At 69.0% G+C, this 13,605-nt stretch carries 14 protein-coding genes and 1 pseudogene; 8 read left to right on the top strand and 7 right to left on the bottom strand.

Annotation, left to right across the window (positions count from 1 at the left end):
- Positions 1-53: 53 nt before the first annotated feature.
- The gene (locus IF78_RS0124795; protein WP_031484703.1) at positions 54-1,265 is read left to right on the top strand and encodes an MFS transporter; all 1,212 of its coding nucleotides are present in this window, start codon (positions 54-56) and stop codon (positions 1,263-1,265) included.
- An 88-nt stretch (positions 1,266-1,353) separates the two neighbouring features.
- Positions 1,354-1,776, top strand: coding sequence for a GlcG/HbpS family heme-binding protein (locus IF78_RS0124800; RefSeq protein WP_031484705.1), 423 nt, complete (start codon positions 1,354-1,356; stop codon positions 1,774-1,776).
- A gap of 105 nt (positions 1,777-1,881) precedes the next feature.
- On the opposite strand, the gene IF78_RS0124805 is transcribed toward IF78_RS0124800, so the two are convergent.
- Positions 1,882-2,748, bottom strand: coding sequence for a GNAT family N-acetyltransferase (locus tag IF78_RS0124805; protein ID WP_031484706.1), 867 nt, complete (start codon positions 2,746-2,748; stop codon positions 1,882-1,884).
- Between the two features lie 260 nt (positions 2,749-3,008).
- Here IF78_RS0124805 and IF78_RS49790 point away from each other — a divergent pair.
- Positions 3,009-3,358, top strand: a pseudogene (locus IF78_RS49790) (hydrolase); the annotation flags it as partial.
- A gap of 395 nt (positions 3,359-3,753) precedes the next feature.
- Positions 3,754-5,544 (top strand): globin domain-containing protein, encoded by a 1,791-nt coding sequence (locus IF78_RS46410; RefSeq protein ID WP_078662573.1) that lies wholly within the window; start codon positions 3,754-3,756, stop codon positions 5,542-5,544.
- Positions 5,545-5,556: 12 nt separating this feature from the next.
- Here the strand turns inward: IF78_RS46410 and IF78_RS0124820 are convergent, their stop codons facing one another.
- The 5 genes from IF78_RS0124820 to IF78_RS0124840 all read right to left on the bottom strand — a co-directional run bounded on the left by IF78_RS0124820 (position 5,557) and on the right by IF78_RS0124840 (position 9,439).
- Positions 5,557-6,039, bottom strand: a complete 483-nt coding sequence (locus IF78_RS0124820) for an NUDIX domain-containing protein (RefSeq protein WP_031484711.1) — start codon at positions 6,037-6,039, stop codon at positions 5,557-5,559.
- A gap of 202 nt (positions 6,040-6,241) precedes the next feature.
- A complete protein-coding gene (locus IF78_RS0124825) occupies positions 6,242-7,147 on the bottom strand; it encodes a LysR family transcriptional regulator (protein WP_031484713.1) in 906 nt (301 codons plus the stop codon).
- A 231-nt stretch (positions 7,148-7,378) separates the two neighbouring features.
- Positions 7,379-8,533, bottom strand: coding sequence for a cystathionine gamma-lyase (locus IF78_RS0124830; protein WP_031484714.1), 1,155 nt, complete (start codon positions 8,531-8,533; stop codon positions 7,379-7,381).
- Positions 8,530-9,054: a low molecular weight protein-tyrosine-phosphatase gene (locus tag IF78_RS0124835; protein ID WP_031484716.1), complete on the bottom strand. Its 525-nt coding sequence runs from the start codon at positions 9,052-9,054 to the stop codon at positions 8,530-8,532. The genes IF78_RS0124830 and IF78_RS0124835 overlap by 4 nt, the downstream gene beginning before the upstream one ends.
- A 7-nt stretch (positions 9,055-9,061) precedes the next feature.
- Positions 9,062-9,439 (bottom strand): phage holin family protein, encoded by a 378-nt coding sequence (locus IF78_RS0124840; protein WP_031484718.1) that lies wholly within the window; start codon positions 9,437-9,439, stop codon positions 9,062-9,064.
- 60 nt (positions 9,440-9,499) lie between these two features.
- Here IF78_RS0124840 and IF78_RS0124845 point away from each other — a divergent pair, with 60 nt between their 5' ends.
- The 4 genes from IF78_RS0124845 to IF78_RS0124860 all read left to right on the top strand — a co-directional run bounded on the left by IF78_RS0124845 (position 9,500) and on the right by IF78_RS0124860 (position 11,782).
- Complete coding sequence (locus IF78_RS0124845; RefSeq protein WP_019755167.1) at positions 9,500-9,817, top strand: cupin domain-containing protein; 318 nt, start codon at positions 9,500-9,502, stop codon at positions 9,815-9,817.
- Between the two features lie 161 nt (positions 9,818-9,978).
- Entirely contained in the window at positions 9,979-10,191 is a 213-nt protein-coding gene (locus IF78_RS0124850; RefSeq protein ID WP_031484720.1) for a DUF5326 family protein, read from the top strand.
- Between the two features lie 196 nt (positions 10,192-10,387).
- Complete coding sequence (locus IF78_RS0124855) at positions 10,388-11,248, top strand: IclR family transcriptional regulator (protein ID WP_199921425.1); 861 nt, start codon at positions 10,388-10,390, stop codon at positions 11,246-11,248.
- 96 nt (positions 11,249-11,344) lie between these two features.
- Complete coding sequence (locus IF78_RS0124860; protein WP_031484724.1) at positions 11,345-11,782, top strand: SsgA family sporulation/cell division regulator; 438 nt, start codon at positions 11,345-11,347, stop codon at positions 11,780-11,782.
- Between the two features lie 241 nt (positions 11,783-12,023).
- On the opposite strand, the gene IF78_RS0124865 is transcribed toward IF78_RS0124860, so the two are convergent.
- Positions 12,024-13,577 carry a YibE/F family protein gene (locus tag IF78_RS0124865; protein WP_234439882.1) on the bottom strand — a complete coding sequence of 518 codons (1,554 nt, stop codon included), beginning with the start codon at positions 13,575-13,577 and terminating at the stop codon, positions 12,024-12,026.
- Positions 13,578-13,605 lie beyond the last annotated feature (28 nt).

The raw sequence follows: 13,605 nt of genomic DNA on the forward strand, positions 1-13,605 counted from the left end.
TTGTCTCCAAGCGTAAAGCGCTCCTGCAATCTCTTGGGAAGGTGTACCCCTTCATGCCTCTCGCGCTTTTGGCCCTCGCGATCGGGGCCTTCGGAATCGGAACGACCGAGTTCGTGATCATGGGCCTGCTGCCCGAGGTCGCGGGCGACTTCGGGGTCTCCATCCCCACTGCCGGGTTCCTGGTGACCGGCTACGCGCTCGGCGTGGTGCTCGGCGCTCCTTTGATGACCGTGCTCGGCACCAAGGTCTCCCGCAAGCGGATGCTGATGCTGCTGATGGGGCTGTTCATCGTCGGCAACCTGCTGTCCGCTGTCGCTCCCGCTTTCGCCGTCATGCTGATCGGCCGTGTGGTCGCCTCGCTCGCCCACGGTGCCTTCTTCGGCATCGGCTCGGTCGTGGCGGCCGACTTGGTCGCCCCGGACAAGAAGGCCGGGGCCATCGCGATGATGTTCACCGGCCTGACCGTGGCCAATGTCGTCGGCGTCCCGCTGGGCACGTTCGTCGGGCAGTCCGTCGGCTGGCGCGTCACCTTCGGCATCGTCGCCGCCCTCGGCTTGGTCGGCCTGGCGGGTATCGCCAAGCTCGTCCCGGACATGCCCAAGCAGCAGGGCGTACGCCTGCGCCACGAGCTCGCCGCCTTCAAGAACGCCCAGGTCCTGCTCGCCATGGCGATGACGGTCCTGGGGTTCGGCGGCGTCTTCGCGGCCATCACCTACATCGCGCCGATGATGACTCATGTCGCCGACTTCGCCGACGGCTCCGTCACCTGGCTACTGGTCCTGTTCGGGCTCGGTATGGTCGGCGGCAACCTGGTCGGCGGCAAGTACGCCGACCGCGCGCTGATGCCCATGCTGTACGTCTCGCTGGGCGCTCTCGCCGTCGTGCTCGCGCTCTTCACGGTCACCGCGCAGAACAAGATCCTCGCGGCGGTCACGATCGCGCTGATCGGAGCCCTGGGCTTCGCCACCGTCCCTCCGCTGCAGAAGCGCGTCCTCGACCAGGCGCACGGCGCCCCCACGCTGGCCTCGGCCGTGAACATCGGCGCCTTCAACCTCGGTAATGCCCTGTCCGCCTGGCTAGGGGGTCTCGTCATCGGGGCCGGATTCGGCTACACGTCCCCCAACTGGGTCGGCGCCGCCCTCGCCGCCGCCGCGCTGCTTCTCGCGTTCCTCTCGGCCGCACTGGAGCGCCGCGACAGAGCATCCACCAGCGCCGTCGTCACGGGCACCACGCCCGCCGAACAACGAGCCGTCGTACACCACTGAGCCGAGCCCTGTGCGGGGACAGGGCCGCCCCCTCACGAACGGCCCCTCTGCCGTCCACCTCAGCACCACCCTGCAAGGAGAACTCCCGATGAGCACTGCCACCGTCACCGTCCCCCTGACCACCCAGGACGCCGACGTCCTCGTCGCCGCCGCTCACCAGGCTGCCGAGGCCTCCCGGGTGACCGTCAGTGTCACCGTCCTGGACGCCGGAGGCCATCTGCTCGCCTTCCGGAGGGACGACCGAGCCGTGCTGATCTCCGGTGAGACCAGCACTCGCAAGGCCTACACGGCACTCCAGCTCGACGCCCCCACCGCAGACCTCGTCGACGCAGTACAGCCCGGTGGCCTCTTCCACACCCTGCCCACCGCGCTCGATCGGCCCCTGCTCTTCATCGCGGGCGGTGTGCCGATCCGTCGAGACGGCCGACTGATCGGCGCCATCGGGGTCGGCGGTGGCGCACCCGAGCAGGACCACCGCTTCGCGACGGCTGCGATCGAGGCACTCGGCTGACAGCACCGCCCTATCGCGGACGAAGCGCCGGTTCCCCGAAATGGGACCGGCGCTTCGTGTGGGGTTTAGCCCCCAGCAGCGTGACTCAGCCCGCAGCTGCCTGCGTCAGCCCGCCGCCACCGTCAGCGGAGCGAATCGCCGGGTCCAGTCACCGGGCAGTTCCGAGATGCCGTACGTCATGACCGCGTTGAAGGCGACGGAGGCCAGACCATGCTCCTTAGCCCAGGCCAGCAACTCCTCGTGGCGCACGTCGATATCGGTGCGCAAGGGGCGGTCGGTGTGGGCGGCGAGGGAGGCGATGAGTGCCTTCGCGGTAGCAGTGTCGTGGGCGATCAGCGGGCCTACGACCTGTGTGTCCATGTTGGGCCAGGCGCCCGCGTAGCCGACGATCCGGCCGTTGGCCTCGGCGACGCGCAACTGGTCGGTGAAAGCGGGGAGCCGCGTGATGATGTGCGTGCGGTCGGCGCCGAACACCTCTTCGTCGAGCCGCACGATCGCGGCCAGGTCCTCGGCGGTCGCCGCGCGTGTGGCGACGTCAGGTACCGAGGGACCACGGCGGAAGTGCCCGCGCAGCATCTCCGCCCGGCCGGTGGCCTTGAAGCCGAGTTCCTCGTAGAGCGGTCGGCCGTTCGGCGTCGCATGCAGTGTCAGCGGGGTCGTGCCCATCGCGGAGATGACGTGACGCATCAGCCGGCGTCCGATGCCCCGTCGGGCGTGCCGCTCGGCGACCAGGACCATGCCGATGGCCCCCAGGTCCGGACGGCCCTGAGGCCCGTACTCCGTGACCACACAGGCGCTGACGAGCCCGCCGTCGGGGTCGTCGATGCCGTATCCCCTCCCGGCGGTGAGGAGGAATCCCCACTTGTGTTCCTCACGGGGCCAACCCCGATCCTCGGACAAGTCAGCGCAGGCGGTGAGGTCGCGATGCGTCAGACGGCGGATGGGCAGAGCGGCGAGGGAAGGAGTCGGCACGCAGGTCAGGCTGTCTGACGACTGCCCTGGTCGTCCAGCCGTTTCCGGGGAGACGTACGAGCTTTTGGCCATCTCATGAGCCACCGCACAGCGTGGCGACCGACGCTGGGTGTTTCACGTGAAACATGGACGAACGACGAGCGTCCATCAGTAGGCGCCCATCAGGTGCGTACGGTGAGCGTTCGTCGAGACGCGGGAGCGACAGCCCATCCGATTAGCCTCAAGGCCCCTGGCGAGACTTCACCTCTTCGACCTCCAACGCACTCTGGGCGGGTCTCACTGAGGCTCATGTTGTGGCCGCCTTCGAAAGTGCTCCTTGGTTGGCCCGGATCCGTGATGTCTGGGCGGAGATCAGGGGAGAGGGCGACTACTGCGCCGTCCTATCCCTTTCACCCTCCTTCTTCGTGGAGCGGCTGACGGACTGGGGAGCGCACGCGGCGTACGGTTTCCGCTTTCCAGCCGTGCCGTTCAGCCAGCCTGTGGACCGTCAGGCGTGCTCAGCGCGGCGGCAAAGGTCCGTATCGCCGACCGGCTGGCCGGACTCGCGACCCACTCCTACATAGGGACGGATCTGTGGGAAGCCTATGAATTGGTGCGCATCAGCCGGTAATTGAAGGATCTACGCGTTCGCCGCCTGCCCCAATTCGTGAGAGAGGAAGGGGGGACTTGTGATCGGGGCGTCGGCCGGTAGGGTCGACTCCGGTTCGTTTCCGAGCTGTGATCCAGACTCCCAGCGCGGACCGGCCGCAAGGTAACGCAGCCTAACGGGACGGAGAGATCGAAGACCCGCATTCTCGGGTATTGCGGCCAAGGCGCCCACTCGCGGTGGGAGGCTTCGGTGAGAGCACTGCGGCCAATGTCACACTCTTATCTTACTTGTCCGTACTGAGTGTGAATACGGGTTGAATGTGGCCGTATTGGTCACGGCAACGAACGGGGAGAAGCAAGCCGTCACGGGGGAAGCAGGCACCTTCCAACCGAGGAAGTGCGCAGACCGACCGAAAGATGTTCGAGGCGAGGCACACCATGGACGCTCCGACCACCACGTCGGCCGACAACGGCACTTCCGGCGGCGGGGGCGGCTGGTTCACGCCGCGCAAGCAGCCGGCGACGACTCCGAGCGCTGAACAGGAGACGGCCGAGGGTCGCCGCCTGGCCGCGATGCGTCCGGTCGGCAGGACGGCCACAGGCGCGGGCATGGCCTCGCCGACCCAGGACGGCACACAGCCCGTCACGACGGACGGCCCGGCCGAGCAGGCCCCCGCGGACGCCGGCTCGGATCCCGGCACACCGGCCCCCGCCGCGCACCCCGCACCGGAACGAGGCGCACCGGCCGCGACACCGCCTCCCGCCACCTCTGCCCCGAGCTACATGTCGCCGCCCCCGCTGTTCACGCCGGCGTCCGCCTCGGCCACAGGCCAGCCGACGTCAGCCCGTGGCCCGGCTCCGGGGCGGTCCTCCACCCTTGCACCGCCTCCGGGCCAGTCCTCGGCTGCTGCCGCGGCACCAGACCAAGAGCCGCCGGCCTCAGTCTTCGCCCCGACTCAGACTCCAGGCCAGGCGCCTCCCGCCCCAACCCAGGCCACCACAACCCACTCGGCGATATCGGGCCTCACTTCCATCTCCCCGCTCTCCCCGCCACTGCACGTTCCGGCGCAGCGCCCCGCCCCGCCTCAAGCCGCTTCTCCGGACGCCATCCTGATCCGCCGGACGATGGCTGAGGTCGGCCCCGTCGCCGACAAGGTCACCTCGTACTTCTACGCGCTGCTCTTCGTACGCCACCCCGATCTGCGCTCCCTGTTTCCGGCCGCGATGGACACCCAGCGGGACCGGCTGCTCAAGGCCCTTCTCACAGCGGCGGAGCACATCGACAACAAGCCCGTCCTCATCGAGTACCTGCAGAACCTCGGTCGCGGCCACCGCAAGTACGGCACCCGGGCCGAGCACTACCCGGCCGTCGGAGAGTGCCTCATCGGCGCGCTGAGCAAGTACGCCGACGGCGTCTGGGACGCGGAGATGGAGGCCGCCTGGGTCCGGGCGTACACGACGATCTCGCAGGTCATGATCGACGCTGCGGCGGCGGACGAACTACGCGCCCCCGCCTGGTGGTACGCGGAGGTCGTGGCGCACGACCTCCGGACCCGGGACATCGCGGTCGTCACCGTCCGCCCCGACCAGCCCTATCCCTTCCTCGCCGGGCAGTACACGAGCGTGGAGACGCCCTGGTGGCCGCGGATCTGGCGGCATTACTCCTTCGCCTCCGCGCCCCGCTCCGACGGCCTGCTGACGTTCCATGTGAAGGCCGTGCCCGCCGGTTGGGTCTCCAACGCGCTGGTGCACCGAGCCCGGCCGGGGGACATCATCCGGCTCGGCCCGCCGGCCGGTTCGATGACCGTGGACCACACCACGGACAGTGGTCTGCTCTGCCTGGGCGGAGGAACCGGCATAGCGCCCATCAAGGCGCTGATCGAGGATGTCGCCGAGCACGGCGAACGGCGACCGGTCGAGGTCTTCTACGGCGCCCGCAGCGATACGGACCTGTACGACATCGACACGATGCTCCGACTCCGACAGTCCCACCCGTGGCTTCAGGTCCGCCCGGTGGTGGACCGGGACGGACTTCTCCAGCTACCCGATGCCATACGGGAGTACGGACCCTGGACCGAGTACGACGCCTACGTCTCCGGACCGCCGGGCATGATCCGCAGCGGTGTGGACGCGCTGAGAGACAGCGGCATCCCGTCCGAGCGCATACGGCATGACTCGGTGGAGGAACTCGTCGCCACCGGTAGCTGACCTTCGGTTGGATCAGCCCAGGTCGGGGGCGTGCATCGCGCGTACGCCCTCGATGTTCCCGTCCAGGTAGTGCCGCAGCGACAGCGGTACGAGATGAACCGAGGCGATCCCGACCCGAGTGAACGGCACCCGCACGATCTCGTACTCGCCTATGGGCTCGTCCACCTCGGGCCCGTGCCGCAAGGACGGGTCCATGGACTCCAGGCGGCAGACGAAGAAGTGCTGCACCTTCACACCGGTCGCGCCGCCGTCGTCGCCGATGTGCTCGACGGTGTCGACGAAGCAGGGCACCACGTCGACGATCTTGGCGCCGAGCTCCTCGTACACCTCGCGGTGCAGGGCGTCGACGACAGTCGCGTCCGTCGGCTCGACCCCGCCCCCGGGCGTGAGCCAGTAGGGATCCACACCGGGCTTGGTGCGCTTGATCAGGATCAGGTCATCGCCGTCCAGGAGGACGGCGCGGGCGGTGCGCTTGACCACGGGTCGGACGGTCATGGGAGAAATGTGGCCCCGCTGGTTCCACGTGAAACATCGCGAAACGTCACCGGTCGAGCTCGCGCTGTGATGGTCGCGGATCCCTGGCTCAGACCCTGCCCAATGCCTAGCTCAGAGCCTGCCCAATGCCTAGCTCAGAGCCTGTCGAATGCCCAGCTCAGGCCCTGTCGAACCGCCCTGCCCGGGCCCATCGAAAGCCGTATCAGGCCCACTCCGTAGCAGCCCGCAGCAGCCACTCATGAGCCCGCGCGATATGCGGCATCGCCAGCGTGCCGGTGCGGACCACCAGGAAGTAAGTCCGCAGCGGCGGCACCGGCGGATCGTGCAGGGCGACGACGTCACCGCGCTTCAGCGCGGCCGCGCACAGATAGCGGGGCAGCACCGCGAGGCCGGCCCCCGCGACCGCGCAGGCGAGGACCGCGCGCAGGTCAGGGACGATCACGGTGCCCGGGGCGGCGGGACGGGAGTCGTAGACCGAAGCCCAGTAACGGGAGACGAACGGGAGGGACTCGTGCACTTCCACCACCGGAACCTCCTCCAGCGCGTGCGCTCCCTTGTGCCGCAGCTGCCCCGCTCCGATTCGGTCGACCCAGCGGGGAGCGGCGACAAGCATGTGCTCCTCGTCGCAGAGCGGAGTCGCGGTGAGCAGCGCGCCGCGTGGACGGGCCGTACTGATGGCCAAATCATGATGCCCGGCGGCGAGCCCTTCCAGGGTCTCCTCGGCGTTGCCGAAGGACGCGCGCAGGGCGAATCCCTGGCTGTCCTCGCCGGTCAGTTCGGTGAGCGCGGGCAGGGCTCGCTCGGCGGTGAACTCGGGAGGGCCGGCCAGGTGCAGGGTTCGTAACGAGGACTCGTCGTCGAGGCCGGTCTCGGCTATCTCCACCAGGGCGTCGAGATGCGGCGCGGCCTTGTGCGCGAGTTCATCGCCGATGGTCGTCGGCGTCACCCCGCGGGCCTGCCGCAGGAACAGGGGGCGGCCCAGCTGCCGTTCGAGGGTGCGTATCTGCGAGGTCACGGCCGGCTGCGACAGCCCGAGCAGCGCGGCGGCACGGGTGAAGGAGCCGGCCCGGTGCACGGTCACAAAGGTGCGCAACAAGGCCAGATCCATGCGACACCCTCCCCTTCCCCGCCCTTCTCCCCACCCCCAGGGCAGGGCCCAACTATAAATAAGTCGATAGGTCGCTGTCGCTACTGTGATTGGACACTGACAGAGAGTCAACTAGCCTTGTTCGCGCGGTTCTTCGCGCGCGGAACCGAGGGCGGTCCGAGCCACGAGGGGGGAGGCTCGGACCGCCCGTTCGACGTATGCGGACACCGACTGATGCAGGTAAAGCCCCGCTCACCGCGCTGACTCTTCCAGCGCACTCAGCACATCCGCCACCAGATCCTCGGGATCCTCCGCGCCGACCGACATGCGAATGAATCCCTCCGGTACGGCGTCGCCGCCCCAACGTCCCCGACGTTCGGCCGTGGAGCGCACGCCGCCGAAGCTGGTCGCGTCGTCGACGAGTCGCAGGGCATCCAGGAAACGCTCGGCACGCGCGCGCGTGGGCAGCGTGAAGGACACCACGCAGCCATAGCGCCGCATCTGCTGGGAGGCGATCGGGTGCGAGGGGTCGCCGGCCATCCCCGGATAGCGCACCCCGAGCTCCTCCGGCCAGTCCCGCAGCGCCTCGGCGACCGCCAGGGCACTGGCGTTCTGCCGCTCGACACGCAGATGGAGCGTGGCGAGGGAACGGTGCGCCAGCCAGGCCTCCATGGGTCCCGGAATCGCCCCGGCGATCTTGCGCCAGCGCCGTACGGCGGCCATGGCCTCGGTGTCGCGGCCGGTGACGTATCCCAACAGCACGTCGCCATGTCCCGTCAGTTGCTTGGTGCCGCTGGCCACCGAGAAGTCGGCTCCGAGCTCCAGCGGCCGCTGCCCGAGCGGCGTGGCGAGCGTGTTGTCGACGGCGACGAGGGCGCCACGCGCGTGGGCCTCCGAAACGAGCCGCCGGATGTCGCACACGTCCAGGCCGGGGTTCGACGGGGTCTCGAGCCACAGCAGCTTCGCGCCGTCCAGGACGCCGAGCTGGGCGTCCCCGCCGGTCGGCGCCGTGCGCACCTCGATGCCGTACGCCTCCAGCTGTGCGCGCACGAGGGGCAGCGCCTGGTAGCCGTCGCTGGGCAGGACGACCGCGTCCCCGGTCCGCAGTTGGGAGAAGAGCACCGACGAGATGGCGGCCATGCCCGAGGCGAAGACCAGCGTCTCCACGCCGTCCTCCCCTGGCGCCTCCAACTCGCCGACGGCGCGCTCCAGGTGGGCCCAGGTGGGGTTCTCGTCACGGCCGTAGGTGTACGGCCCCGTGGGCTCGCCCGGCAGGTGGTAGTGGGCGGCGAAGACCGGGCCCGGAAGGGTCGGCTCATACTTGGCCGGCTCGGGCAGGCCGGCCCGGACCGCGCGTGTGCCGTCTCCGTCGCCGGAAGCCGTCCCCCGCGCCTGTGGGCCGCTCATGCCGCGTGTCCTTCCACCTGCTCGCGGACCGCTGCGAGCAGGCCTGTGCTTGCCGCCTCCACCATCTCGAGGCACTCCTCGAAGCCGTCCCTGCCGCCGTAGTACGGGTCCGGCACGTCCAGGTCCTCGCCCGCGGAACCAGAAGGGGCCTGCGAAGAACTCGCCGACGGGTGGGCGTAGGAACGCAGCAGCCGCACCTTCGCCGCGTCCTCCGGCGAGGGCGCGAGGCGGCGCAGGGCCTTGAGATGGCCGGTGTCGAGAGCGATGACGAGGTCGAGATGGGCGAACCAGGACCGCTGGAACTGCCGGGCGGTGTGGCGGCTGTCGTAGCCGTGCTCCTCGAGGACGGAGACGGTGCGCGGGTCGGCCGGGTCGCCCTCGTGCCAGCCGCCGGTGCCGGCGCTGTCGACCTCGACCACAGAGCCGAGCCCGGCCTCCTCCACGCGGGCGCGGAAGACGGACTCGGCCATCGGCGAGCGGCAGATGTTGCCGGTACAGACGAAGCAGACGCGGTAGGTCATCGGATGCTCAGTCCCCGTCGGGCAGGACGACGTTGAGCGCCCAGGAGACGATCGAGATGATCAGGCCGCCGAGGACGGCCGTCCAGAAGCCCTCGACATGGAAGCTCAGGTCGAGCTTGTCGGCGAACCACGAGGTCAGCAGCAGCATCAGCGCGTTGACGACCAGCGTGAACAGGCCGAGCGTCAGGATGAGCAGCGGCAGGCTCAGCAGCTTGACTATCGGCTTGACCAGGAAGTTCACCACACCGAAGATCAGCGCGACGAGGAGCAGGGTGCCGATCTTCTTGCCCGTGCTGTCACCGGTGAGGGTGATCTTGTCGAGCAGCCAGACGGCGACCGCCAGGGCGCCCGCGTTGGCGATCGTCTTGACTACGAAATTCTTCATGTGTCTGATCGTGGCAGACGACATCGGCCATGAGCACCGGGACAAGGGCGGACGACAGCGATGAAGGCATTCCGGCTTGACGAACTGGAGGCGGAGCGCGCCGCCAACGAGGGCGCCTACCTGCAGTTTCTGCGGGAGCGGAACATGTCGGTCGGCCTCTACGCGCTCAACGCCGGCGAGCACGATCCACAGAAGCCGCACAACCAGGACGAGGTCTACTTCGTTGTGAGCGGACGTGCCCAGATCACCGTCGGCATGGAGACCACGCAGGTGGCGCGCGGCAGCGTGGTGTACGTGCCGGCCGGGGTCGCCCACAAGTTCCACCACATCAGCGAGGATCTGCGGGTGCTCGTGGTGTTCTCTCCGCCCGAGAGCTGACCTTTGGCCTCGGGGTTCCCTAGGGGATCGATCAGGGGAGGACAAGGGCTGCGAGGCCCCCGCGCGGGCACCTGCCCGTCCTAGCATCGAGTGCAGGGAATCAGCAGATTCGAAGCAACAGGACCCGGCACATGACGGCCGGAGAGGTGAGGACGAGGGCGATGCGTGAGATCTTCGCAGGACTGCCGTGGTGGGTGAAGTGGATCGCGGTGCCGGTTATCGCCCTGGTCGTGTTCGGCGGGTTGATCGCCAACGTCGTCGGGTTCGTCATCGGACTGCTCTTCAAGGTGCTGGTCTTCGTGGCCCTGGTCGGTGGACTGATCTACGTCGTACGGAAGTTCACGTCGAGCTCCTCGTCGCGCAGCGACTGGTGAGGGTCGTGGGGACAGGGAGGCGGTAACAGGAATCGCCGCTTCCCTCGGCCGAGGGAAGTTTTCCGGGCAGGGCGTCTGTGAGCGGTGGCGGACGAATAGAGTCCGGAAATCGACGCGGGGACGACCCCGCGAGCGGCGTGCACCCCCTCCCGTGTTCCCCCGCACGGGCTCCCCCCTCGCGCTCAGGGAGTGACCCTTGGCCACGGTTGACACCGCACCCTCAGAACCCCACGCACCTGTCGGACGGCCGCCTTCCTCCGGTCCCCAGGTCCCGCGGCAGGCGTCCCCGAGACCCCCCGAGCAGCCGCACTCCGCGACGCTCATCGGATCCGTCCAACGTGCGATGCGCCTGCTGGAATGCGTCGCCGGACACGAGTACGGCGCTCCCGCCAAGCAACTCGCCCGCGAGACGGGCCTGGCGCTGCCCACCGCATACCACCTGCTGCGCACCCTCGTGCATGAGGGCTATCTGTGCCGCGACAGAGGGCTGTTCTTCCTGGGCGAGGCCGCTGTGCGGCTGAGCAGCAGCGGAGCCGAGCAGAAACGTCGCAGCACGGTCACCGACGCGCTCGCCCACTGCCGTGACGCCCTGGGCCTACCCGTGTACTACGCCCTGTACCGCGACGGCGAGATCGAGGTCATGGGCGTCTCGGACACCCCGGGCAATCCGGCAGTCGAGGAATGGGCCGACTTCCGCGAGACCGGCCACGCGCATGCCATCGGCCAGTGCCTGCTCTCCCAGATGGACGAGGACGCGCGCCTGGACCATCTCGACCGCCACCCTGTACAGGCCATCACCCCGTACACCGTCCGCGACAGCCGCACCCTGCTCCGCCGCCTCGAACGCATTCGCCGGATGGAGCCGGTTACCGAGCGCCAGGAGTACGCGCTGGGCACGGTGTGTGCGGCGATCCCGATCACGGTGGGCAGTACGGCCGCGACGATCGCCATTTCCCTGCCCGTCCATCAGGCCGATCGGCTGCTGCCGGCGGCACGTCAGCTGCAGGACGAGGTCGGGCGGCTCCTGGGGTCACTCTCGATCTCTATCAGTATGTGAAAACTCACTCCTTGTGATCTCTCGTGTACGTTCAGCAAGATTCCACAGTGTCGGGGTCCGTTCCCGGCCAGTCGAAGGCAAACGACGGGGTAGGCGATGCGCGAGTCCGTACAGGCAGAGGTCATGATGAGCTTTCTCGTATCCGAGGAGCTTTCCTTCCGCATCCCGGTGGAGCTGCGCTACGAGACCTGTGATCCCTATGCCGTACGGCTGACCTTCCACCTGCCCGGCGACGCCCCGGTGACCTGGGCTTTCGGCCGCGAGCTGCTGGTCGACGGGGTCGGCAGGCCGTGTGGGGAGGGGGACGTACGGGTCTCGCCGACCGGTTCCGAGACGCTCGGAGACGTGCTGATCAGGCTTCAGGTCGGCGCCGACCAGGCGCTGTTCCGCTCCTCGGTGGCACCGCTCGTGGCCTTCCTCGACCGCACGGACAAGCTGGTGCCGCTCGGGCAGGAGGGCGCGCTCGCCGACTTCGACGCCCATCTCGACGAGGCCCTGGACCGCATCCTGGCGGAGGAGCAGAGCGCGGGTTGAGGTGTCACGGCGGCCAGGAGGGGTGGCGTAACGCTTCGCCGGGCGCAAACGGCGTGCATGGGAGTGTTTCCTCGCGGGCGTGCTTCGCGTTGCACCGGATGGGCCAGGCGGGCGACGGCGGATCGGCGGATGTTCCCCTCACGGCTTCCGCCGCCATCTCGCCGGATCCAACGTCGCCTCAGGGCCCACGTCGTCGCCTCACTGCCGCCCACAACGCCGTATCACGGCCTCCGCCGCCGTCTCAACGCTTCCGCCGCCGTCCCCGCCCTCCGCGCCCAGGAGCCGGCTGTGCGCCCGCTGGGACCGGCTGGGTGCCCGTAGACGCCGTCCCCTTCTCCGGCCTGTCGGCCGCGACCATCAGGGCCGCGAGAGCCGTGGTGACCGGTACCGAGGCGACCAGGCCGATGGAGCCCACGAGGGTGCGCACGATCTCCTCCGCCACCAGCTCACTGTTGGCGACGGTGCCCACGCCGCTCTGCGCGATCGAGAAGAGCAGCAGCAGAGGCAGCGCGGCGCCCGCGTAGGCGAGGACGAGGGTGTTGACGACGGACGCGATGTGGTCGCGGCCGATGCGGATGCCCGCGCGGTACAGTCCGCGCCAGCCCATCGTCGGGTTGGCCTCGTGCAGTTCCCAGACGGCGGACGTCTGGGTGACCGTCACGTCGTCGAGGACGCCGAGCGAGCCGATGATGATGCCGGCGAGCAGCAGACCGCTCATGTCGATCGACGGATACAGCCCGTGAATGAGGCCGGTGTTGTCGTCGATGTTGCCGGTGAGCGCGGCCCAGTCGATGAACACCGAGCCGAGGACGCCGATCAGTAACAGCGAGATCAGTGTGCCGAGCACCGCCACCGATGTACGTGCCGAGAGGCCGTGGCACAGGTAGAGGGCGATCAGCATGATGGCACTCGACCCCACGACCGCCACGACCAGCGGGTTCGAGCCCTGCAGGATCGCGGGCAGGATGAAGAAGTTGAGCAGCAGGAAGCTGATGGCCAGCGAGATCAGCGCCATCACGCCCCGCATCCGCCCGACGAGCACGACGGCGAGGGCGAAGATGCCGGCGAGTACCGCCAACGGAACGCGCCGGTTCACGTCGGTGACCGAGTACTGCAGGTCCTTGGGCGCCGAGGGCTCATAGGCGACCACGACCTCTTGGCCCTCGTGCAACTGCCGTGACTGGTCGGGCTGGACGATCTCCGTGAACGTACGGCCCTTGTCCGTGCCGGTGTCGACGCGGATTGTCGCCTTCTTGCAGGTGCCGTTCTCCTGCTGCACGGCGGAAGAACCCTCGGCGGTGGAAGTGTCACCGGTCGGGGGCACCCCTGAGGCGCCCACGTCCTTGCAGTTCACCTCGACCACCTTGGTGACCGTGGCCTGCTGTGTCTGCCGGTCGAAGCCCACGCCCGTGCGCTCGTGCGGCGGGGCACCGCCCGGCCACAGCACCGCGAGCCCCACCACCACAGCCGCCGCGAACGGAATCAGGATCGCTGCGATGACCTTGCGCAGGTGCTGGGAGACGGGCGCCGCAGGACCGTGGGCGTGACTGTGCGAGTGCCCGTACCCGCCACCGTCGCCGCCGCCGTGCGATCCGCCGGATCCGGGCCCGTGTCCATGACCACCACCGGAATTGTGCCCATGCCCGCCACCCGGGCCGGGTTCCTGCCCCGGTGAGCCACCGGATTCGGAGCCGTGCTCGTGGGCGTCACCGGAAGCTGGACGGTGCTCGTACGCTCCACCAGGTCCCGTATCCCGCCCGTGCCCGCCGCCAGGTCGGCTCCCGGGCTCGTGCATCCCACTGGCCCCGGGACCGTGTTCGTGC

Source organism: Streptomyces bicolor (genome assembly GCF_000719285.1).
Classification (GTDB): domain Bacteria; phylum Actinomycetota; class Actinomycetes; order Streptomycetales; family Streptomycetaceae; genus Streptomyces; species Streptomyces bicolor.

Bases quoted from the DNA above. Each gene is read 5' to 3' on its own strand.
- IF78_RS0124795 (WP_031484703.1), top strand. From the start codon at position 54: ATGCCTCTCGCGCTTTTGGCCCTCGCGATCGGGGCCTTCGGAATCGGA.
- IF78_RS0124800 (WP_031484705.1), top strand. From the start codon at position 1,354: ATGAGCACTGCCACCGTCACCGTCCCCCTGACCACCCAGGACGCCGAC.
- IF78_RS46410 (WP_078662573.1), top strand. From the start codon at position 3,754: ATGTTCGAGGCGAGGCACACCATGGACGCTCCGACCACCACGTCGGCC.
- IF78_RS0124820 (WP_031484711.1), bottom strand. From the start codon at position 6,039: ATGACCGTCCGACCCGTGGTCAAGCGCACCGCCCGCGCCGTCCTCCTG.
- IF78_RS0124825 (WP_031484713.1), bottom strand. From the start codon at position 7,147: ATGGATCTGGCCTTGTTGCGCACCTTTGTGACCGTGCACCGGGCCGGC.
- IF78_RS0124830 (WP_031484714.1), bottom strand. From the start codon at position 8,533: ATGAGCGGCCCACAGGCGCGGGGGACGGCTTCCGGCGACGGAGACGGC.
- IF78_RS0124835 (WP_031484716.1), bottom strand. From the start codon at position 9,054: ATGACCTACCGCGTCTGCTTCGTCTGTACCGGCAACATCTGCCGCTCG.
- IF78_RS0124840 (WP_031484718.1), bottom strand. From the start codon at position 9,439: ATGAAGAATTTCGTAGTCAAGACGATCGCCAACGCGGGCGCCCTGGCG.
- IF78_RS0124845 (WP_019755167.1), top strand. From the start codon at position 9,500: ATGAAGGCATTCCGGCTTGACGAACTGGAGGCGGAGCGCGCCGCCAAC.
- IF78_RS0124850 (WP_031484720.1), top strand. From the start codon at position 9,979: ATGCGTGAGATCTTCGCAGGACTGCCGTGGTGGGTGAAGTGGATCGCG.
- IF78_RS0124860 (WP_031484724.1), top strand. From the start codon at position 11,345: ATGCGCGAGTCCGTACAGGCAGAGGTCATGATGAGCTTTCTCGTATCC.
- IF78_RS0124865 (WP_234439882.1), bottom strand. From the start codon at position 13,577: ATGCACGAGCCCGGGAGCCGACCTGGCGGCGGGCACGGGCGGGATACG.